The sequence below is a fragment of the Prevotella sp. RM4 genome, from assembly GCF_000701965.1.
Taxonomy (GTDB): domain Bacteria; phylum Bacteroidota; class Bacteroidia; order Bacteroidales; family Bacteroidaceae; genus Prevotella; species Prevotella ruminicola.
Window position 1 is genome coordinate 152,037 of sequence record NZ_JNKG01000012.1, and the last position, 20,718, is coordinate 172,754.

At 49.4% G+C, this 20,718-nt stretch carries 18 protein-coding genes; 7 read left to right on the forward strand and 11 right to left on the reverse strand.

Features of this window, described 5'->3' with window-relative positions; genetic code table 11:
• Position 1: 1 nt before the first annotated feature.
• The 3 genes from T499_RS0111880 to T499_RS0111890 are packed head-to-tail and all read left to right on the forward strand — an operon-like array spanning position 2 to position 5,245.
• On the forward strand, positions 2 to 2,350 hold the full coding sequence (locus T499_RS0111880) for a glycoside hydrolase family 3 N-terminal domain-containing protein (RefSeq protein ID WP_033151149.1): 2,349 nt from the start codon (positions 2 to 4) through the stop codon (positions 2,348 to 2,350).
• Positions 2,351 to 4,531: a GH92 family glycosyl hydrolase gene (locus T499_RS0111885; RefSeq protein WP_033151150.1), complete on the forward strand. Its 2,181-nt coding sequence runs from the start codon at positions 2,351 to 2,353 to the stop codon at positions 4,529 to 4,531.
• Positions 4,532 to 4,573: 42 nt separating this feature from the next.
• Positions 4,574 to 5,245 (forward strand): copper homeostasis protein CutC, encoded by a 672-nt coding sequence (locus T499_RS0111890; RefSeq protein WP_033151179.1) that lies wholly within the window; start codon positions 4,574 to 4,576, stop codon positions 5,243 to 5,245.
• Here the strand turns inward: T499_RS0111890 and T499_RS0111895 are convergent.
• The 9 genes from T499_RS0111895 to T499_RS0111935 form a co-directional block, all read right to left on the reverse strand.
• Positions 5,229 to 7,637 carry a transglutaminase-like domain-containing protein gene (locus tag T499_RS0111895; protein WP_033151151.1) on the reverse strand — a complete coding sequence of 803 codons (2,409 nt, stop codon included), beginning with the start codon at positions 7,635 to 7,637 and terminating at the stop codon, positions 5,229 to 5,231. The genes T499_RS0111890 and T499_RS0111895 overlap by 17 nt on opposite strands.
• A 13-nt stretch (positions 7,638 to 7,650) precedes the next feature.
• The gene (locus tag T499_RS0111900; protein ID WP_013063524.1) at positions 7,651 to 8,445 is read right to left on the reverse strand and encodes a prephenate dehydrogenase; all 795 of its coding nucleotides are present in this window, start codon (positions 8,443 to 8,445) and stop codon (positions 7,651 to 7,653) included.
• 95 nt (positions 8,446 to 8,540) lie between these two features.
• Entirely contained in the window at positions 8,541 to 9,605 is a 1,065-nt protein-coding gene (locus T499_RS0111905) for a bifunctional 3-deoxy-7-phosphoheptulonate synthase/chorismate mutase type II (RefSeq protein WP_013064980.1), read from the reverse strand.
• Between the two features lie 28 nt (positions 9,606 to 9,633).
• Entirely contained in the window at positions 9,634 to 10,800 is a 1,167-nt protein-coding gene (locus T499_RS0111910) for a pyridoxal phosphate-dependent aminotransferase (RefSeq protein ID WP_198021302.1), read from the reverse strand.
• A gap of 42 nt (positions 10,801 to 10,842) precedes the next feature.
• On the reverse strand, positions 10,843 to 11,685 hold the full coding sequence (locus T499_RS0111915) for a prephenate dehydratase (RefSeq protein ID WP_033151152.1): 843 nt from the start codon (positions 11,683 to 11,685) through the stop codon (positions 10,843 to 10,845).
• Between the two features lie 317 nt (positions 11,686 to 12,002).
• Positions 12,003 to 14,510 (reverse strand): BT4734/BF3469 family protein, encoded by a 2,508-nt coding sequence (locus T499_RS0111920; RefSeq protein WP_033151153.1) that lies wholly within the window; start codon positions 14,508 to 14,510, stop codon positions 12,003 to 12,005.
• Positions 14,468 to 14,941 carry a hypothetical protein gene (locus tag T499_RS0111925; RefSeq protein WP_033151154.1) on the reverse strand — a complete coding sequence of 158 codons (474 nt, stop codon included), beginning with the start codon at positions 14,939 to 14,941 and terminating at the stop codon, positions 14,468 to 14,470. The genes T499_RS0111920 and T499_RS0111925 overlap by 43 nt, the downstream gene beginning before the upstream one ends.
• A 1-nt stretch (position 14,942) precedes the next feature.
• Entirely contained in the window at positions 14,943 to 15,236 is a 294-nt protein-coding gene (locus T499_RS0111930; RefSeq protein ID WP_139208820.1) for a hypothetical protein, read from the reverse strand.
• 176 nt (positions 15,237 to 15,412) lie between these two features.
• Positions 15,413 to 16,501 carry a hypothetical protein gene (locus T499_RS0111935; RefSeq protein WP_198021303.1) on the reverse strand — a complete coding sequence of 363 codons (1,089 nt, stop codon included), beginning with the start codon at positions 16,499 to 16,501 and terminating at the stop codon, positions 15,413 to 15,415.
• Positions 16,502 to 16,997: 496 nt separating this feature from the next.
• Between T499_RS0111935 and T499_RS0111940 the strand changes: the two genes are divergently transcribed.
• Both T499_RS0111940 and T499_RS0111945 read left to right on the forward strand, forming a co-directional pair.
• On the forward strand, positions 16,998 to 17,297 hold the full coding sequence (locus tag T499_RS0111940; RefSeq protein WP_033151157.1) for a glutaredoxin: 300 nt from the start codon (positions 16,998 to 17,000) through the stop codon (positions 17,295 to 17,297).
• Positions 17,298 to 17,356: 59 nt separating this feature from the next.
• Positions 17,357 to 17,713: a sigma factor-like helix-turn-helix DNA-binding protein gene (locus T499_RS0111945; protein ID WP_033151158.1), complete on the forward strand. Its 357-nt coding sequence runs from the start codon at positions 17,357 to 17,359 to the stop codon at positions 17,711 to 17,713.
• Positions 17,714 to 17,848: 135 nt separating this feature from the next.
• Here T499_RS0111945 and T499_RS0111950 read toward each other — a convergent pair whose 3' ends face one another.
• Positions 17,849 to 18,334 (reverse strand): DUF4112 domain-containing protein, encoded by a 486-nt coding sequence (locus tag T499_RS0111950; RefSeq protein WP_033151159.1) that lies wholly within the window; start codon positions 18,332 to 18,334, stop codon positions 17,849 to 17,851.
• Positions 18,335 to 18,340: 6 nt separating this feature from the next.
• Positions 18,341 to 18,709, reverse strand: coding sequence for a YccF domain-containing protein (locus T499_RS0111955; RefSeq protein ID WP_033151160.1), 369 nt, complete (start codon positions 18,707 to 18,709; stop codon positions 18,341 to 18,343).
• Between the two features lie 103 nt (positions 18,710 to 18,812).
• Between T499_RS0111955 and T499_RS0111960 the strand changes: the two genes are divergently transcribed.
• Positions 18,813 to 19,265, forward strand: a complete 453-nt coding sequence (locus tag T499_RS0111960) for a LexA family protein (protein WP_013065178.1) — start codon at positions 18,813 to 18,815, stop codon at positions 19,263 to 19,265.
• On the forward strand, positions 19,250 to 20,542 hold the full coding sequence (locus T499_RS0111965; protein ID WP_033151161.1) for a Y-family DNA polymerase: 1,293 nt from the start codon (positions 19,250 to 19,252) through the stop codon (positions 20,540 to 20,542). Before T499_RS0111960 ends, T499_RS0111965 begins: the two co-directional genes overlap by 16 nt.
• Positions 20,543 to 20,718: the final 176 nt, after the last annotated feature.

Sequence of the window (20,718 nt, forward strand, 5' to 3'; positions counted from 1 at the left end):
CATGAAACGAATACTGATATCAACAATGGCTTGCTGCATGGCCCTGAGCCTGTCGGCCGCCAAAAAGAAAGCTAAGGAGCTACTGCCCTACCAGAACCCGAAACTCTCGGTAGAACAGCGTGTAAACGACCTGGTTAGTCGTATGACATTGCAGGAGAAAGTGGGCCAGTTACGATGCACCTTGGCCTGGAACTACTACACCATCAAAGGAAAGAATGTAGAACCCTCGGAACTGTTCAAGAAGGATATTGCCGAGGGACAGATAGGTATGCTCTGGGGCACCTACCGTGCCGACCCCTGGACACAGAAGTCGCTCGAGAACGGACTCAACCCCGAACTGGCAGCCAAGGCTGGTAATGCCCTGCAGAAGTATGTGATAGAGCACACCCGACTGGGTATCCCCCTGTTCTTAGCCGAGGAGGCACCCCACGGACATATGGCTATCGGCACTACCGTATTCCCCACCGGATTCGGTATGGCTGCCACCTGGAACCCAGCCCTGATTGAGAAAACCGGCGAGGTGATTGGTCAGGAAATCCGCTTGCAGGGTGGCCATATCAGCTACGGACCGGTATTAGACCTGGCCCGCGAGCCCCGTTGGTCGCGTGTAGAGGAGACGATGGGTGAAGACCCCGTACTGGCAGGCGAGTTAGGTGCTGCCATGGTAAAAGGACTGGGTGGCGGCATCCTGTCGAAGCCCTATAGCACCATCGCCACACTGAAGCATTTCATCGGCTACGGCACCACCGAGGCCGGACAGAATGGCGGTATCACCATTGCCGGTGCACGCGAGTTGCAGGAGAGTTTCCTGCCCCCATTCAAGAAAGCCATCGATGCCGGCGCCCTGTCGGTGATGACCAGCTATAACTCGCTGGATGGTATCCCCAGCACCTGCAGCAAGGCGCTGCTTACCGACCTGCTGCGCACCCAGTGGGGATTCAACGGCTTTGTAGTCAGCGACCTGTATAGCATCGACGGTATCCATGGCACCCACCGTGTAGCCGAGACCAAGCAGCAAGCAGGTGTGATGGCGCTGAAGGCTGGTGTTGATGCCGACCTTGGTGCCCTGGCTTTCGGCAGACTGGAAGATGCCGGACAGAAAGGCATGGTAACTGAGGCTGAGATTGATGTAGCTGTTAAGCGCATTCTGAAGATGAAGTTCGAGATGGGCTTGTTTGAGCATCCTTATGTAGATGCAACCCAGGCCAAGCAGCTGGTTCGTAGCGATAACAACAAGGCTGTTGCCCTGCAGGTGGCTCGCGAGGTTATCACCCTGCTTAAGAACCAGAACAACGTGCTGCCACTCAGCAAAACCCAGAAGGTGCTGGTGTGCGGACCTAATGCCGACAACGTGTATAACATGCTGGGCGACTATACCGCACCACAGGAAGAAGCCAACGTAAAAACCATCCTCGCTGGCATCCGCAGCAAACTGCCCGCCAGTCAGGTAACCTACGTCAAAGGTTGTGCCGTACGCGACACCACCGCATCGAACATTGCCGAGGCAGTAGCTGCTGCTAAGGAGGCCGATGTCGTCGTGGTAGCTGTAGGCGGTTCGAGTGCCCGCGACTTCAAGACCAGCTATAAGGAGACCGGTGCTGCTGTTACCGACAGCAAGACTATCAGCGATATGGACTGCGGCGAAGGATTCGACCGCGCCACCCTCACCCCATTGGGTCATCAGATGCAGCTGCTCAAGGCCCTCAAGGCCACAGGTAAGCCTCTGGTAGTGGTATATATCGAAGGTCGACCCATGGATAAGAGTTGGGCCGCCCAGCATGCCGATGCCCTGCTCACGGCTTACTATCCCGGACAGGAAGGTGGTACCGCCATTGCCGACGTGCTGTTTGGTGATTATAACCCAGCCGGACGCCTGCCTGTATCGGTACCCGCCAACGTAGGTCAGATTCCAGTTTACTACAACAAGAAGCCACCTATGCCACACGATTATGTAGAGATGAGTGCTCGTCCGCTGTATGCCTTTGGCTACGGCTTGTCGTACACCACATTTAAGTACGACGATCTGAACATCGAGGAGACCGGCGACACCCAGTTTAAGGTAACCTTCAACGTTACCAATACCGGCGATATGGATGGCGACGAGGTGGTACAGCTGTATCTGCACGACGAGTATGCCTCTACTGCCCAGCCTATGATGCAGCTCAAGAAGTTCAGTCGTATCTTCATCCCCAAGGGCGAAACCAAGCAGGTATCGTTCACCCTCGAAGCCGAGGACCTGGAGATTGTAGACCAAGAGATGAACCACGTCGTAGAGACTGGCGACTTTACCGTGATGATAGGCCCCAGCTCGGATAACATTATTCTTAAAGCCACATTTACCCAGAATTAAATGAAAAAGCTCATTTTTACATTTTTAAATTGTTACATTTTAGGCTCTCTGTCTATCTGCGCCCAGCAGCCCGTGGATTACGTCGATCCCTTTATCGGCACCACCAACTACAGCGTATGCAATCCAGGTGCCGTGTGCCCCAATGGCATGATGAGTGTGGTACCCTTTAACGTGATGGGTAGCGACCTGAACATGCACGATAAGGATAAGCGCTGGTGGTCGGCACCTTACGAATATAACAACAAGTATTTCACCGGCTTTGCCCATGTAACGCTGAGTGGTGTGGGTTGTCCCGAACTGGGCACCCTGCTCACCATGCCTACCACTGGCAAACTGGATGTAGATTACCGCCATTACGGCACCGAATACAGCAACGAGCAAGCCACCCCAGGCTACTATGCCGTGAGCTTGAAAAAGTACGGCATCCGTTGCGAGGTTAGTGCCACCACCCGCAGTTCGGCCGAGCGCTTCACCTTTCCTAAAGGCGAGGGTCATATCCTGCTGAACCTGGGTAACGGACTCACCAACGAGGTGGGTGGCATGGTGCACCGTGTCAGCGATACCGAGATTGAGGGTTATCGCCTGGTGGGTACCTTCTGCTACAACCCGCAGGCCGTATTCCCCATCTACTTTGTGATGCGAGTTAACAAACAACCCGTATCGGCAGGCTACTGGAAAAAGCAGCCACCGATGGACGGACCCGAAAAGGACTGGGATCCCGATCAGGGCAAATACAAGCTCTACACCACCTACGGCAAGGAGCTGGCAGGCGATGATGTAGGCTACTATTTCAACTACGATTGTGCCGAGGGCGAACAGATTGAGGTGCAGATGGGCGTATCATTCGTATCTATCGAGAATGCCCGCCAGAACCTGAACACCGAACAGCCCCAGTTTGCTTTCGACAACACCCGACAGCAGGCTCGTCAGATATGGGCCGAAACGCTGAACCGTGTTACCGTCGAGGGTGGCAGCGAGGCCCAGCGCCGCATGTTCTACACCGCCCTGTATCACACCCAGATTCACCCCAACATCCTGCAGGACGTTAACGGCCAGTACCCCGAGATGGAGAGTTTTAAGATTGGCACCACCAGTACCAACCGCTACACCGTTTTCTCACTCTGGGACACCTACCGCAACGTGGGTCAGCTGATGACACTACTCTACCCCGACAAGCAGTTAGATATGGTACGCTCTATGATTGGCATGTACAAGGAATGGAGCTGGATGCCAAAGTGGGAACTGTACAGTCGCGAAACGTGGACGATGGAGGGCGATCCTGCCATCCCCTTTATTGCCGACACCTGGTTGAAGGGTCTGCGAGATTTCGATATCAACACCGCCTACGAGGCTTTCTATAAGTCGGCCACCCTGCCTGGCAAGGATAACAAGATGCGCCCCGATGTAGACAACTACTACAAGCGCGGTTACGTGCCTATGGGCGAATATGCCGCCGATATGTCGGGCGACAACTCGGTATCGCACGCCTTGGAGTACTATATTGCCGATGCCTCGCTGGCTAACCTGGCCGAGGCCCTGGGTAAGAAACAGGATGCCAAGCGATTCCGCCAACAGAGTCTGGGCTACCGTCATTACTATTCCAAGGAGTCGGGTACGCTGCGCCCCATCAATCAGGATGGCACGTTCCTCACACCTTTCGATCCCAAGGATGGTGCCGACTTCTCGAATGCGCCCGGATTCCACGAGGGCAGCGCCTGGAACTACACCTTCTACGTGCCTCACGACATCAAGGGACTGGCACGCCTGATGGGTGGCGACAAGAAGTTTGTGCAGAAGCTGCAGCGTGTGTTCGACGAGGGCTTGTACGACCCAGCCAACGAGCCCGACATTGCCTACCCTTACCTGTTTACCTATTTCAAGGGCGAGGAATGGCGCACCGAGAAGATTGTTACCAGCCTGATTAACAAGTACTTCAGCGATAAGCCGAACGGCATTCCAGGCAACGATGATTGCGGCACCATGTCAACATGGCTCATCTTCTCGATGATGGGCTTGTATCCTGATTGTCCTGGCACACCCAGCTATGCGCTTACCAAACCGGTATTCGACAAGGTAACGTTGCATCTCGACAAGCGTTATTACCCCAAGGGCGACATCATCATCGATGGCACCAAACCACTCAAGAAATATCGCATCTCGCATAGCGAGCTGGTGCATTAAACATGAAACATGAAACATGAAACATTAAAGATTAAACATTATATGAAACGAACATTAGAAGTATGTACTGGCAATATGGCCAGTGTGATTGCAGCTGCTGAGGGCGGTGCCGAGCGCATCGAATTGTGTACAGCTTTGGCATTAGGCGGTGTTACCCCCACCATAGGTATGATGAAGTGGATTCGCCAGCAGTATCCCGAACTCAAGATTCAGGTACTCATCCGTTCACGCGAAGGCGATTTTGTGTATAACAAGGCAGATATCGAGGCGATGCTCGAGGATATCCGTCTGTCGTTGCCATACTGCGATGGTATCGTGTGCGGCGCCCTCACTGCCGATGGCGATATCGACGTAGAGGCATTGAAGCTGATGGTTGAGGCTTCAGGCGACAAACCCTTTACTTTCCACCGTGCTTTCGACCGCTGTCGTGAGCCCGAGAAGGCCCTTGAGCAGATTATCGCTGCCGGTTGTGCCCGCATCCTCACCTCAGGTCATGAGCCATCAGCCGAGAAGGGAATTCCCCTGCTGCGTAAACTCGTAGAACAGGCAGCCGGACGTATCATCATCATGCCAGGCGGCGGCGTAACAACAAAAAATGCCCGCCTGATCATCGACCAAACGGGCTGTATGGAAATTCACGGTTCATTCTCGGCAGGCAGTGGTGTTACCAGTGCCGACGACGTGAAATACGTGCTTTCTACAATTGACGAATAACCTTGATCAGCTGCTCACCTAAGTTGATGGTGTAGCCCTGCTGAACAAATACCACGCGGTTAAACGAATCGCAAATCAGGAACACAGGGAGTGCTGGGCTCTGCAGTTTCATCTGCTGCCACACTTCCTGTTTTATTTTACCCTCTACATCGGTTCCCCAAACCACGGTGTTAGGCAGCTTGTCGAACTCGGCAAAGTTAAAGCGCTGTGCCTCGTCGTCGTTCTGGAACAGGAAAATCATCTTTCTACCCCACTCCTCAAACTGCTGCTTGTAAACCGAGATATCGCGCATAGCGTGGTTGGTAGGCTCCTGGTTAGGTGCCACAATAGCCAGCACATAATACCCGCGCCCAGTAGTAGAAAGCAGACTCTTATCGCTATCGGTAGCTTTGTCGTGATAGATATCCTCGGCATTTAGCGACCCAATCACCTGTACATCCTCCTGATTCTCGCGCAGGGCATAGCTGATGGTGGTATCGCCGTTGAGAGTAAAGCGCTGCATACGAGCCAGTACCTTACCGCTGGCCATACGCACACCGGTAGTAAGGATATACTCACCCTTATCCAGCTCCTGTCCGTTCACGAAATCTTGCTGGGTGGCATCCTCGGGGAATGTCTGCAACTGCAACTGTCCATCCACCACCTTGCTCAGCGTAAAGTGGATGTAATACTTAGGATTATCGTTGTGAGCCGACAGCTTGTAATCCAGCTTCAACTTAGCGGTGTTAGCCTGTTTGGCGTTCTGGGCCTTGGCAAACACATCCACCCAACGTCCATCGGCATAGTACTGGGGCTTGCCGTTCACCTCGTTGATACGGGTAGGCATGCCTAAGCTGCGAGCCACCGATACAAAGAAGATGTTACGACCCAGATCGTCGGTCAGCTTTTCGCGATACACACTCATAGGCTGCATACGCAATCCCTGTGGGTTATGATCGTTGTCGATGCGGATGTTCTGGTTGCACCATGCCTCCAGCTGGGCAGGACTCTTGATGCTGCCCATGTGCTCGCGGAAGAAAGCCTTATAAGGTGTGAGCCACTCCAGCTCTACACGGGGGCACAGCACATACTTCAGATAGATATCCGATGTATCTACGGCAGCCACCTGATTATCCTTCAGCACAGCCAGTTCGATATCACGCAGGTCCTTCTTAGCCAATACGCCGAGCAGTTTCTCAGCCATCAGCTTGTTGGGAGCCTCGTTCAGGAACTGCTGGATGATTCGATGGTTACCGCGCCAGTCTTCAACCGGCATGGTAGCCTCGTAGGCATGACGAATACTGTCCTCGTAAGCCGAACGACGGTTGTTCTCGGCACGCTGCTCAGCAGTTACCAAAGGCAGCTGACCACTAACTGGTGGTGGCACGATATCGAGATCCACCAAATCAGGCAATTCCTTGCTGTTCAGCACGATTTTCACCTGCTTGTCCTTACCAAACGATACCTTACGGGTAGCCACCAAGCCACCTTTCGATACCCACAGCAGCATGTCGCCCTTACCGGCAGTCAGCGAGGCATGGCCCAGCTTGTCAGTAGTCTTGTTAGCTACGGTGTAGAACTCAGCATAGTTATACAGCTTAAACTCTACGCGGGCACCCGAAACAGGCTTGCCTTTAGCGTTAACCACCTGTACGTTAACCTGCGCGGTAGGTGCATAGTTATCTACCACGTTAATCTCTGTGTAACAAGGTGTCTGGCTCATCACCTCCTCAGGTCCGTCGTAGTTGCCAAAAGCCTTGGTGTGCATCAGCATACCACGCGAGGCACTCTCGTTAAACCAACCCAGGTTCAGCACAGGCTCTGGCTCGCAGGCACCCAAGAAGTACCACTTGCCATCGGCCCAGGCCTCTACCCACGCATGGTTATCGTCGGTATGCGCCCAACGCGGGGTATAAACCTGACGGGCAGGAATACCTACGGCTCGCAGGGCTGCAACAGTAAAAGTGCTCTGCTCGCCACAGCGTCCATAAGCCGTACGGAGCGTTGCCAGCGGACTGCTGGTTCTACCATCCGACGGACGGTACGTCACGTGCTCGTGGCACCAGTGGTTCACCTCGAGGATAGCCTCTTGCATACTCAGTTTCTCAACACGGGGCTTGAGGGCCTTGTAGAACACCTCGCGACTGTTGTCGAGATTCTCGTTGTTAACTCGCACGGGCACCACAAAATGGCGGAACTCGCGCTCTGGAATGGTTTTGCCCCACGGCATCTCAGCACGTGCTTTGAGCGACAGGGCAACGTTCTGCTGGTAGAACTCGCGACTGTAATCAGTCTTGTCTGGCTGTGGCATAAACTGGTAAAGGTAGTCCACATAGCTGTCGCGGGTTTGAGCGCTGGCTGGTAGGCACATGGCGCTCAGCAGAATGGTGAAAATAGTTAGCGTTTTGTACATGTAAAATATCTAGTTAGCGTTTAATCTCTATGTCGTTCTTGACGTTGTTGCGAATCTTCGTCAGATAGCCCTTCATACCAGCGGCATCCTTCTGGTCGATAATCTCCAGCAGTTCCTTCAGCTCGGTACGAATCTGTGCCACCTGATCGTGCGTGTAGGGGTTGAACAGGATTTCCTGCAGCAGGTAGTCGTCCTCATTCAGCACGCCCTTGGCAATACGCATATGGCGCTTAAAGGTGGTACCTGGTGCATCCTGATGCTTCATCACAGCAGCGAACACAAACGTTGAAACAAATGGAATACTCAGCGAGTAAGCCACCGTTTTATCGTGCTCCTCGAAGGTATACTCGTAGATGTTCAAACCCAGCTTGCGATACAGCTCCTTAAAGAAGCAACGACCCATGCAGTCGCCCTCCTGGATAATGATGGCATTCTCCTCGCTCAGCTGTTGCAGGTTGGCGAAGGTAGGACCAAACATAGGGTGCGTAGATACAAAGCGCATACCGGTCTGCTCATAGAAGTCCTTCAGATCGGTCTTTACGCTGGCGATATCGCTGATAATGCACTCCTTAGGCAGGTAAGGTATCACCTCTTTAAACACGGGGATGGTATATTTCAGCGTTACCGCATTGATGAGCAGTTCGGGCTCAAAGGCCTTAATCTCGTCGTAGGTGGTGAAACGCTGACAGTTGTATGTAAATCGCATGCGTTTGGCATCTCTCTCAAACACAGCCACTTCGTGGTCGAAACTCAGCAGGTCGATGAAGAACGATCCCATCTTTCCTGCGCCCATTACTAATATTTTCATTGCTTTTTTCTTTTGGCACGAATTACGCGAATTTACACGAATTTTAGCTTATTATTCAATAATTCGCGTTAATTCGTGAAATCCGTGCCTTAAAACTACTTATTGATAATCTCAATCTGCTGGCGAACGCTCTCCTCGTGGATATTCTCGAATACGTGCGCTACGAACTCGGGATCCATGCCACAGAGTGAGCCCTGGGCACCACGCTTATTCAGGATTTCGTTGTAGCGGTTAGCCTGCAGTACTGTCATGTTGTGCTCCTTCTTGTACTGACCAATCTCACGGCACACACGCATGCGCTTAGCCAACAGATCCATCAGCTGGTTATCCAGCTCGTCAATCTGCTTACGCAACTGGGTGATACCCTCGGTAGTGGTCTTCTCGTCGCGGATTACCAACAAGCTCAGGATGTAGTCGAGTACATCAGGTGTTACCTGCTGCTTGGCATCGCTCCAGGCCTTATCAGGATCGCAGTGGCTCTCCACAATCAGACCGTCGAAACCAAGGTCCATAGCCTGCTGACACAGAGGTGCTACCAGCTCACGACGTCCACCGATATGCGAGGGGTCGCTGATGATAGGCAGTTCGGGAATACGGCGACGTAACTCGATAGGAATCTGCCACATAGGTGCGTTACGGTAAATCTTTTGTTCGTAGCTTGAGAAACCACGATGGATAGCACCAAGACGCTTGATGCCAGCCTGATTGATACGCTCCAAAGCACCAATCCAGAGCTCCAGGTCGGGGTTCACGGGGTTCTTTACAAACACGGGGATGTCCACGCCCTTCAGCGAGTCGGCAATAGCCTGCATGGCAAAGGGGTTAGCCGATGTACGGGCACCAATCCACAGGATATCTACACCGTGCTTCAGGCACAGCTCTACGTGCTCGGGAGTAGCCACCTCGGTAGAAACCAGCATCTTGGTTTCCTTCTTCACCTGCTCCAGCCAAACCAGAGCGGGCTCGCCATGACCCTCAAAGCCACCGGGCTTGGTACGAGGCTTCCACACACCAGCGCGGAAGTTATGGCAGCCCTTCATAGCCAGCTGCTTAGCGGTTGTCATCACTTGTTCCTCGGTTTCAGCACTACAAGGGCCTGCAATCACAAAGGGACGTTCGTTGTCACTTGGTAAATTCAATGGTGATAATTCTAATTCCATGACTATATTTTTCTATTTTACTATTTCACTATTTTACGATTTTCTCGATGCGCTCGAGGGCGGCTTTGATCTTCTCTTCCTTGGCACAGAGCGAAATGCGGATGTAGCGCTCGCCGTTGCTACCGAAGATAAAGCCTGGGGTGATGAATACGCGGGCCTCGTGCAGCACACGCTCTGTCAGGTCCTCTACGTTCTGGATATCAGCGGGAATCTTTCCCCACAGGAACATACCCACCTGATTCTTATCGTAGGTACAACCCAGCACATCCATAATCTTCTCGGCCCACTGGCGGCGACGCTTGTAGTTATCGATGTTGAACTCGCGATGCCAGGCCTCGTCGTTGTTGTTCAGCGCCTCGGCAGCAGCCAACTGAATGCCACGGAAGGTTCCACTCTCAATGTTACTCTGAACCTTCAGTATCCACTGGATAAACTGTGGGTTCGACAAGCACATACCTACACGCCAACCGGGCATGTTATGACTCTTCGACATCGAGTTGAACTCAATACAGCAGTCCTTGGCGCCTGGCACCTGCATAATGCTCATGTGCTCCTCGCTCAGGATAAACGAGTAAGGGTTATCGTTCACCACCACAATGTTGTGATCCTGGGCAAACTTCACCAGTCGCTCGTAGGTTTCCATACGGGCACGTCCGCCTGTAGGCATATTGGGATAGTTGGTCCACATCAGCTTCACCTTCGAGAGATCCATCTTCTCCAGCTCGTCGAAATCAGGCTGCCAACCGTTGTCCTCACGCAGATTGTAGTTCACGATTTTGGCACCCAGAATCTTGCTGAGCGATGTGTAGGTAGGATAGCCGGGATTGGGCACCAGCACCTCGTCGCCTGGGTTTACAAAGGCCAAGGTTACGTGCAGAATACCCTCTTTCGAACCAATCAGAGGCAATACCTCAGTCTTCCAGTCGAGCTCTACGTTGTACCAACGCTTGTAGAAGTTAGCCATGGCCTCGCGCAGTTCGGGTGTACCTACTGTTATCTGATAGCCGTGTGCATCGGGCAGCTTAGCCACCTCGCACAGCTTTTCGATGGTTCGCTCCGATGGTGGCATGTCGGGACTACCGATAGCCAATGAGATAATATCCTTACCCTCGGCGTTCATCTGCGCCACCTCCTTCAGTTTCCTACTAAAGTAGTACTCCTGCACCAAACTTAATCTATCTGCGGGTTGTATCATTTTAATCTTTAATGTTTCATGTTTAATGTTTAATATTTAATCTTAATTGGTTTGCTTCCCATCCTTGTACTCACCCAGAATCTTCAGCGCCTTGGTAAGTGGGATGATGGCATCCACCGCCTGACGGTATCGTGTCAGATCGTCGTACATCACATCTACGTAGAACAGGTACTCCCACTCCTTGCCGATGATGGGCAGACTCTGAATCTTAGTGAGGTTAATGTGATAGAACGACAGGATGGCCAGTACATGTGCCAGCGAGCCCTGCTCGTGAGGCAGCGAGAAAACCATACTGCTCTTATTAGTCTCTGTAAGCGGACGCATCATATCGGCCTTGTTAGGATTGCTCACTACCAGGAATCGGGTAAAGTTATGCTTGTTGTCCTCGATATGATCCTCAAGCACCTTCAGTCCGTACAGCTTGGCAGCCTCGGCATGACAGATGGCAGCCCATCCGCGCTTCTTGCCCTCGGCTATCATCTTGGCACTACCGGCAGTATCCTCGGCCTCCACATTCTTAAGCTGTGGGTGCTGAGCCAGGAAGTTGCGGCACTGCATCAGGGCTACGGGGTGCGAGTGTACCTCGGTAATGGTGTCCCAATCGTCCTCAGGCAAACAGCAGATGCTGTGGGTGATGTGCAGCTTATGCTCGCCTACGATGGCAGTACCGCTATCACGCAGCAGCTCGTAGTTGTGCAGCAGACTACCCGCAATCGTATTCTCGATAGCCAGCATGCCTATGGCGGTAGGATCCTTCTGCATCTCCTGGAACACCTGTTCGAAGGTTGAGCAGCAAATCAACTGTATCTGTTCTCCCTCGAAGTACAGGTGCGCCGCGATATCGTGGAACGACCCGATTAATCCTTGTATTGCAATTCTCTTCATTATCTCAATTTTTACATTTTCTAATTTTTACACTTTAAAAAAGCAAGTCCCGCTATCACTTGGTTGTGAAGCGGGACCTTGTTGTTTTATCTTCCATTGTCATAAGTTGAACTTTACACGCAACTTCCCGCTTCACAGTGTCCTGCAAAGTAAAAATAATAACCGTAAAACCACGCATTCAACATTGACATAATTCTCTCGTTTTATTTGTTTACGGCTGCAAAAGTATAGTATTTTTGCGAAATAAACAAATAAAATGGCAGAAATTTTGCGATTTCTGCCACAAATTGTTATTTTTCGTGCTTTTACCTATATATTTACGGTAATTCTTTTAAAATTTTACGATACACGCCATAACTTACTTTCTTGATTACGCCATCCTCTTTCAAGCGCTTTAGAGCACGCGATGTGGCAGAATCACTCGTGCCAAAACTGTCCTTAAACTGCTGCGTATTAAACTCCTCAGGCAACTGGCGGAAACATTCATCGTAACGCGTGGTGCGGCGGCGCTGTACAAACTCCTTGTTCTGATCGGCAAAATAGTTGAAGGCCATTTCACCAAAGAAGAACTTCTGAGACTGATACTGAATGTCCATCACCACACGACAGAAACGCTTATCTGTCTCATCCATGGATAGTGTGTGGTGCTCCTGCCACTCGTCCCAATGGCGCATCAGGATAAAGGGCAACGAGATGCCGATGCCGTAATACGGAATACGCTTTAGCAACATGCGATCGGCCTTATCGCCATTAAATTCGGCTATCTCCATCTTATCGGTCTGCCACTCATAGGTTTCGTCGTTCAGCGGTTCTATGGGTATCTCACCAGCCACCTTATCCAATCGGTAGGCCCACTTCTTCAACGTTTCTTCGCTACCCTCAATCACCTCTTGGTAGCGCTCCACCTTACCTTTATCTGGCAAAGGAATCACAGCCAGTCGGGTACTCATACCCGTACCAAAATTACGCTGGTTCACCTTGCGATGCAGGGCATAAGGCGTGCCGGTGTAGATAAAGTTCCAGTACACGTTGAACATACCTGTTACGCTCTCCTGATTGGCGTACATCTGTCCGTCCTCCTCATTGTGGAAGGCTTTCAGCTCCAGAATCTCACGGTCTTTCCAATCGCCACCTTTATTATTTTTGGTAACGTTGTCAAGTTCCGAGTCAAACGAGAACATGTGCAGGTTCAGCGGCTTGCCATCTATCGTTTCGATGGCGGCATTCATGTGGCGGATAAACTCACCGGTAGCCGTACGTGCAGGGTGTACGCGGATGCCTACAGCAGGTCGTTTCAATGCCTCGCCCTTCTGGGCTTTGGTGCTGGTGGTGCGTTCCGTGCGCCCCTCCTTGTAGCGGTTCACAGCATCTATCAAACAGCTATCGGCTTGAATCATCGGGTCGGCAATCTGCTTGTAAAACTCCTCAATCATGTGCTTTCCCGCACCTGGATCACCGATAATAAAGATGCAGTAATTCAGCCTGCGAACAATCTTAGGCGCAAACCAGAAGTGATACCAGGCACGCGTCATCAACGTCCCGAACAGCGCCGCCGATGAGAACAATACCGCTGGCAGTTTATGGGGATGCACATTCACAAACAGCTCCTTCATACAAGGGTAAACATCGGCCATCTCCTGCAACTCTTCAGCCCACTTATCCAGCGGCAACTGCGCATAAACATCATCACTCCCGTCGGGAGAATTTACAGTTGGTTCCGAAGGCTCTAAGACCGCCTTCATCTCTTTTGAGATTTTTGGCAGCCAGGCCTTACCTTTCTTGGCATTCTCGTTTTCTTGCGCCGTTACGTAATCGGCAGCATTATCCACGGTACGCTTCACATCCTCGCCGCGCTCTGCTATCATATCCTGTACCCAAGGCTGTACCATCAGCAGGGCCAATGTCTTTGCCTTATCGCGATCAGTCATGATATACAAGTCGCGAGCCAGCACCACGCTGGCTTCATGCCTCGAAACCTCATCGCTGCTGGTAGATCGTTTTTTCCACCATGCTGCGATTATCGAGAGTAACGGCATGCCATTGTACGTCAGAAGCTCAGCAATCCGCAGGTAGTCTCCATCGCCAGCTGATACAGCAGGTTGGTTTTCTCCAGCACTTTCCACAGTGGCCATATCAGCGCTATCAGCACTATTCTTAGCAACGTTAATAGTAGGCTGGCTACGACCAGCATGGTACTCATCGTTATACTTCTTACCAAAATCTTCGTTTTCATACGTAATCAATTTTTCTTCGTCAATAAAAATAATATCTTCACTTGTAGTAAGGAACGCACCCCTTGAGGCATCCTTGCAAGCCTCATCGGGGTTAAGCCCCAGCTTTTTAGAGAACACTATCTGGTTGTCAATCAGGTTGCCTACGTTGGCATCAGCCATAAACACAACCTTCAATCCATGCCCCGATGGTGTAACGTACACAAACAGGACCCTCGCCTTATCCTCGTCAGATAGCTTGGCATAAGCTTCCTCCCAAACCTGGCGCACATCGCCCTCCACATGGTCATAGTCAATCACACACAAGCCGTTCAGCCGACAGCGTTCCTGCTTTCTCCACATGCCCATCTTGGCAGTTTGCTCGCCAGTAAGCTTGTTTTCGAATATCTTAACCGAATCATCGTACGTGGCAACGAAAATCACAAACGGCAAGGCTTTCTTTTTCTTATCGTAGGTATTCTTGTCGCCTCGTTCCAGCGCCTCTCGGGCCTCTTTAACAAGAGCCTGAGTTCTGGGCGCCCTGATGAGCGCCCAGAACTGTTCGGCTGTAACTATTTCGGTTGGTAAACCGAAGCTTCGTTGATAACAAAACATTTATCTATTTCACTTGTTAGTTGGTACAACTGCTTCCTTACATTCAATGCTCCTTCAACCTCGAATGTGAGCCAGGCCATCAGCTGGGGATGCTCACCTTTTACAAGACATACCTTCAGGTTGTCGTTGTTTACCAGATACTCGCCTTTCGGCAAGGTAGGTTCCTCAATCTCGATGTCCTTCGTCAGCTTAGCCAGCTCCTTGCGGAAATAAGCAGCCTTATCAACTACTTCTTCGGGACATTTCAATTCCACACACGTCAGCGGGTTCTTACCCGAAGTCTGATAGCGCTTCGACTTCCCCACCTTCTTCACATCCTTCTGAGCCGGTGCTCCCTTCTCCTGTGGTGTTACCTCAATCGAATCATCATCAAACACTCGGGTGTTCGATTTGAAACTTCTGATGCACTTACGTTTCTTTACGTCTTCCATTTTACATCAAGCCGATTTTATCCACATAGATTGTTGTTGCCTGCATGGCATCACCCGTCTGCTGCGAGTTCCACTCACGAACCACCATCGAGCATTGCACCTTGTACTGACGCTGAGGGTCGAACTTAGGACAGTTCACCGCTCTCTCGCCTGTAATCTCACCCAGGAAAGTGTCGGTACCGTCGGTCAACTTCAGCACAACTGTGTTGATCACCTTCTGCTCACCCGTTTTCTTGTCGGTGTACTCGCGGGTGTTCAATCCGCTCTGATTCAAAATTCTTACTGTTGCTTCCATAATTAATGTTTAATTTTTAAATTTTTCCATTTTTACATTTTCCTTGTCGCCTCATCCTTAATTCCGAATGCAAAGATAGATACAAATAATGTACGGGGGATAGTTTTAAGCAGCACCTGCCCTTACTATCCCCTGATTGCCCTTAATTTCCCTTGAAAGCCCTTAATTGCCCTTTGTTATTTGCTTAAATAGTGGTTACTAAAGTGTTTTTCACTGAATCCTGTACCAGTTGACATACCCAACCTCACCAACTCGGCATATACTGACGACGGGTTGTGTGGCAGCAGTATTTTCTTGTCGCGAGCCATCTGCTGCAGATACTCGCATATCACTTGTACACTTTGTCGTTTTACTAAGCGTTTCACTTCATTATGAATCGCCACCCCATCTTCATCACTAATCGTTGGATGAATAAACTTAAACAGCTCCTCATCCGGTGTCTTTGCATGGGATGTTTGCTTCTCTAAGTCTTTCTGTTCTGCTTTCAAGTTTATGATGTCTTCGTGAATCATTTTCAGCTGCACGTCGTACTCATACAGGGCTATGCGCTGCTCCTTTGTAAACTTCTCGAAACAATACGAAAAAAGATAGGTGTATATTTGTTGGTAATCAATCATAAACATGCGTTCATCTTTCCAATACGAATACCGCTTCAGTTTAGCACACTCCTCAACAAAGTTTCCTGGCAACTCTTGTCCATGTTTGATGTCCTTCTTTACCAGCTCCAACTTCACCGCGGCTATCTCGTCGCCTTTAGGATCCTCATCGTAGTACAAAACACCTTTTATCAGCATGTCAGCGGTTAGTTGCACCTGCTGCTGTATCAGCTGTTTTATCGTGGGATGCGGATGGCGTATGCGCCATAACTCATAATCAAGGGTATGGGTTGATTTCTCTAGTCGTGCTGCCATCCGCTTAAATACTTTTTCAGCATAATCTACATCCACTTGCAAAATCTTAATTTGCAGCTCCTGCAGCATGTTCACCAGAGTAACAATCTTCTGTTTCAGTGGCTCGATAAGCGGTTGACGAGGCACGCTAAAGATTTTGCTTTTCAGCCAGTAGTCCACATCAGTCATGCGGTCAAAGTCAATTACCAGTGGAATCCTACAGCTTCTTATTGCCGACTTATCCAATAGCCGCTTTACAACACGTATGGCATCATCGGCCAGTTCGTTCATACACAAGCTGCAATGCACAAAAATCCGTTCACAGGTAAGGTCGTGCATGTTACAATGCTCCATCAAATCAGCTAGATTCATCAAAGTCTGTTTTTGTTTCATAACAGCCAAACACCTCCTTTCTGTTTGATGGTTAGATACTTGGTTGCATAGCGGGAACACTTCACACAGAAGGTTCCCTTGCGTTGGAGCCAGTTAGCTCCGGTTTGGGGGTTGATAGTCATAATTATAAATTTAGAATGTTAATTTGTTAGCGTGTTCTATTGAAGAACAGACGCAAAGGTACAAATAAGTCAGCACAATACAAAAAATGGGTACCCCCAAAAACTACATATTCATTTAAGATGTAGGATAATTAAGAATTTTTATGTACCTTTACTCGATATGCCACATGCACAACTGACGCAGTTCTGAGTGATCTGTGCATATTTTGCACATACCACTTCTCGTTGTAACTCACCCTCTTTAATTAGATACAAAGAAAAAAGAGAAATACCAACAATTTACCCAATAATTCTTGGAATTGAAAAGAAATTCGTAATTTTGTACCCAAATAACAAACATTCAAAAACGATAAGCTATGATTAAGATGTATGTAATGGAGACTTGTCCCGACTGTGCTTATGTCGAGAAGCAAGTAGAAGGAAACCCTAATTTTGAAGTGATCGACATCGGTAAGCATGTCAGAAACCTGAAGCAGTTTATCAAGCTTCGTGATACACATCCGGCTTTTGATGAAGCGAAGGCCGTGGGTGACTTAGGTATTCCCTGCTACGTACTGGAAGATGGCACAGTAACGCTCTACTCGAAGGATGTCGGTTTGGAGCCACGTCCCCAGAACGAAGGTGCTGCTTGTAGCCTCGATGGACGAGGATGTTAGGTATGTAACTCAATCGTTTAGAAAACAACATATCCTTTATATTGGAAATATATTTTCAAATGGAGCTATTTGACGAGGAGAATATACATACCACGCTTGATGAACAGTGGGAGAATTACGGGACGCTCAACTATATTGAAGATGAGCGTCGTGAGAGCTATGCTGATTCTGCTGTGGAACGTAGTGAACTACTTGGACAGATAGCAGCAATGATAGATCGACATCTTACCCGTCAGGAATCAGAAATACTCCGTTCCTATTTTGGGCTGCAAATGAAGCGCGTATCTGTAGAGGAACTGGCACTAAGGAATGGTGTGTCGAAAAAACGAATCATGCGTATTGTCGGTGATGCTGTAGATAAACTACGCTTCAGCGACGATGCTATTGACATCTGGAAGTATCTGTATAGAAAATGAATAAAGCCTGTCATCACGACAGGCTCTTCTTTTTGGCAGTTATTCAAACATGTAGATACTTTGGCTAAAACATTGTGGGTGCAAAGGTACGGTGATTCTCCGACATTTGCAATACCTAAAACATGGGATTTATATTCAGATCGATGCTATCAAAGAATAGAGGTAGCTGCCGAAGGATATGAGTGCCCATATCATGAGGGCGATCAGCAGAAGGAGAACAAGCAGGACGATGGCGGATTGCAGCGCACGGCGGTTTACTTGTTTGATGATTGCTTCGTCGCCGTCGATAAAGCCCTGAATCATCGCCATGTTTTTCATGTTGGCGCGGTGGAAGATATCTATCACGTCGCCGATAAAGAATGGAATCATCCCTAAGAGCACGTCCCTCAGCGCGTTGTTGAGTACGGCTAATGTTAATGGAATACTCTTGATGATACACATGGAGAAATAAACGAATGGCACCACGCAGAGCAAGGCCACAGCATCACCCCACCCCGGAATCAACCCGATGACCGCATCGAGATAGAAGCGATCCATATATCGGGTAAATGATTGCATCGACTGATAGACCTGATTGTCCATCAGCCGAGCACGCCGTTGCAGTCGTATTTCGTCGTTCATCTGTTGCTAGATTACTGCTCTGCCGAATGGTGAGAGGGCTAATTTGGCCAGGCGGAAGTGCATTTTTCCGAATGGGATACCGATGATAGTGATGCAGAGGATGAACCCATAGAATATATGTGTGAGGAAAATCCATATGCCACCAACAAAGAACCATAGTACGTTCATAAAGGTGCTCAAACATCCTGGTTGCGACTGCATCCATTCTACCTTTGCACCGAATGGCCACAAAGCAAGTATGCCAAGTTTGAAGCTTTGCAAACCGAACGGGATGCCTACGATGGTGAGCATCAGGATAAGTCCTGCAACAAAGTACTCGAGGGCGATGTTAATGCCTCCGAAGATGAGCCAGATGATGTTTCCTAATAGTTTCATATTCTGAATTTTTAAAAGTCTTCAACTTTTAGACGTATGAAAAGGTAGAAAAGTTGCATGATATACGAAAAAAAGTGTAATTTTGCAGCAAAATAATAAATATATGAATGAACCAGAGATAAAAAAGGCGGATGTTTCTACCGAGCTGGAGTTGCCGATGTACGATGCGATTGCTGCGGGATTTCCCATTACCAGCGACTATCCTGCTGACAGGTTGGACTTTAATCGCGACTTTATCAAGCACCCCGAAAGTACGTTTTATGTACGTGTGAAAGGTGACTCGATGAAGGAGGCCGGCATTTTTGATGGCGACTTGTGCCTGGTGGACAAAGCCGAGGAGATGGAACACGGCAATATCGTAGCTGCGTATGTAAACGGTGGCTTTACGGTGAAGTATCTCGATACATCCACCAAGGATCAGGGCTTTATCCGACTGGTGCCTGCCAATAAGGATTTCAAGCCGTTTATCATCGATTCGTCCGACGAGTTTACCGTCTGGGGCAAAGTTATTTTTACCATTAGAGACTGGAGGAATAGCTATTGTTTGCCATTATAGATTGCGATAATTGCTTCGTGAGTTGCGAGCGTGTATTCAGGCCCGATCTCAACGGAAAGCCCGTCGTTGTATTGTCGAACAACGATGGTTGTGTGGTTGCGCGCTCAAACGAAGCAAAGGCCATGGGCATCAAAGCTGGAACACCTTATTATCAGTTGAAGGAGCTCTTCCCCGGACAGGAGATAGCCGTATTTTCATCGAACTACGAACTGTATATCGATATGACCGACAGAGTGATGTCGCTTATCCGAAAAGAGGTGCCTGAATTCTATCGTTACAGCATCGACGAAGGTTTCTGTATGCTCAAGGGGTTAGAGCATCTCGACCTGAAAGCATGGGGCGAAGAGATGCATCAGCGCATCAAACAATGCACGGGCATGCCGGTAAGCATAGGCATCGCCTCTACCAAGACATTGGCTAAGATGGCCAGCCATTATGCCAAGAAATACCCCGGATTCCACCATTGTTGCTATATCAACCATGTGTCACGTCGCGACAAGGCCTTGGAACTTTATCCCATCAGCGAGGTTTGGGGTATAGGCCGACAGTATGCCAAGCGACTTGAAGCTATAGGCATCAAGACAGCCTATGATTTTGCAACTCAAAGTCGAAGTTGGGTTCGATCCACCTTTAATGTGGTGGTTGAGCGCACCTGGCGTGAACTGAATGGCGAGGATTGCATTTTGCTGGAGGATATGAGCAAGAAGAAAAGCATCTGTACCAGCAGGAGTTTCCCCGGGATGGTGAACGATTTTGAGACGCTGCGAACCAGTATCAGCAACTTTGCCGCCCATTGTGCCGAGAAACTACGCAAGCAACAATCTGCAGCGGCGATAGTGAGTGTGTTTATCGATACAAATCACTTCAGAGAAGACCTACCCCAATATTGGAACTATGCCGAGGAACGACTGTTGACACCCAGCAGTAGCACGCAGGATATCGTGCAATGTGCGCTGCGATGCACCAAGCAGATATACCGACAGGGGTATCAATACAAGCGAGCAGGTGTAATCGTGATGGGCATTTGTCCTGATACGGCTGTACAGACCAATTTCATCGACTACGATTCGGAGAAATATGAGAAAAAGCGAAAGCTGGATGAAGCCATCGACCGTATCAATCGCATAAATGGTAGTGAGACAGTGGTGCTGGGGGCGCAACAATATACGGCTAAAGACGGTAAAGGCCGAGCTGGTATTTTCCGTGACAGCATCAAGCACGACTTCCGCAGTCCAAGCTACACTACCAAGTGGAGTGATATCCCAGAAGCGGAATAACTTTTGCAGTTTTGCGGTTTTGCAAACTTGACTTAAAGGTTTTTAGAAATCTATAATACAAAACCTATTATTATATAATATATATATTATATAATAATAGAGATATTTTACTAAAATATCCAATACCTTAATGTCAAGTTTGCAAAAGTGCAAAAGCGCAAAACCATCATCAGATA

Bases quoted from the DNA above. Each gene is read 5' to 3' on its own strand.
- T499_RS0111880 (WP_033151149.1), top strand. From the start codon at position 2: ATGAAACGAATACTGATATCAACAATGGCTTGCTGCATGGCCCTGAGC.
- T499_RS0111885 (WP_033151150.1), top strand. From the start codon at position 2,351: ATGAAAAAGCTCATTTTTACATTTTTAAATTGTTACATTTTAGGCTCT.
- T499_RS0111890 (WP_033151179.1), top strand. From the start codon at position 4,574: ATGAAACGAACATTAGAAGTATGTACTGGCAATATGGCCAGTGTGATT.
- T499_RS0111895 (WP_033151151.1), bottom strand. From the start codon at position 7,637: ATGTACAAAACGCTAACTATTTTCACCATTCTGCTGAGCGCCATGTGC.
- T499_RS0111900 (WP_013063524.1), bottom strand. From the start codon at position 8,445: ATGAAAATATTAGTAATGGGCGCAGGAAAGATGGGATCGTTCTTCATC.
- T499_RS0111905 (WP_013064980.1), bottom strand. From the start codon at position 9,605: ATGGAATTAGAATTATCACCATTGAATTTACCAAGTGACAACGAACGT.
- T499_RS0111910 (WP_198021302.1), bottom strand. From the start codon at position 10,800: ATGATACAACCCGCAGATAGATTAAGTTTGGTGCAGGAGTACTACTTT.
- T499_RS0111915 (WP_033151152.1), bottom strand. From the start codon at position 11,685: ATGAAGAGAATTGCAATACAAGGATTAATCGGGTCGTTCCACGATATC.
- T499_RS0111920 (WP_033151153.1), bottom strand. From the start codon at position 14,510: ATGTTTTGTTATCAACGAAGCTTCGGTTTACCAACCGAAATAGTTACA.
- T499_RS0111925 (WP_033151154.1), bottom strand. From the start codon at position 14,941: ATGGAAGACGTAAAGAAACGTAAGTGCATCAGAAGTTTCAAATCGAAC.
- T499_RS0111930 (WP_139208820.1), bottom strand. From the start codon at position 15,236: ATGGAAGCAACAGTAAGAATTTTGAATCAGAGCGGATTGAACACCCGC.
- T499_RS0111940 (WP_033151157.1), top strand. From the start codon at position 16,998: ATGATTAAGATGTATGTAATGGAGACTTGTCCCGACTGTGCTTATGTC.
- T499_RS0111945 (WP_033151158.1), top strand. From the start codon at position 17,357: ATGGAGCTATTTGACGAGGAGAATATACATACCACGCTTGATGAACAG.
- T499_RS0111950 (WP_033151159.1), bottom strand. From the start codon at position 18,334: ATGAACGACGAAATACGACTGCAACGGCGTGCTCGGCTGATGGACAAT.
- T499_RS0111955 (WP_033151160.1), bottom strand. From the start codon at position 18,709: ATGAAACTATTAGGAAACATCATCTGGCTCATCTTCGGAGGCATTAAC.
- T499_RS0111960 (WP_013065178.1), top strand. From the start codon at position 18,813: ATGAATGAACCAGAGATAAAAAAGGCGGATGTTTCTACCGAGCTGGAG.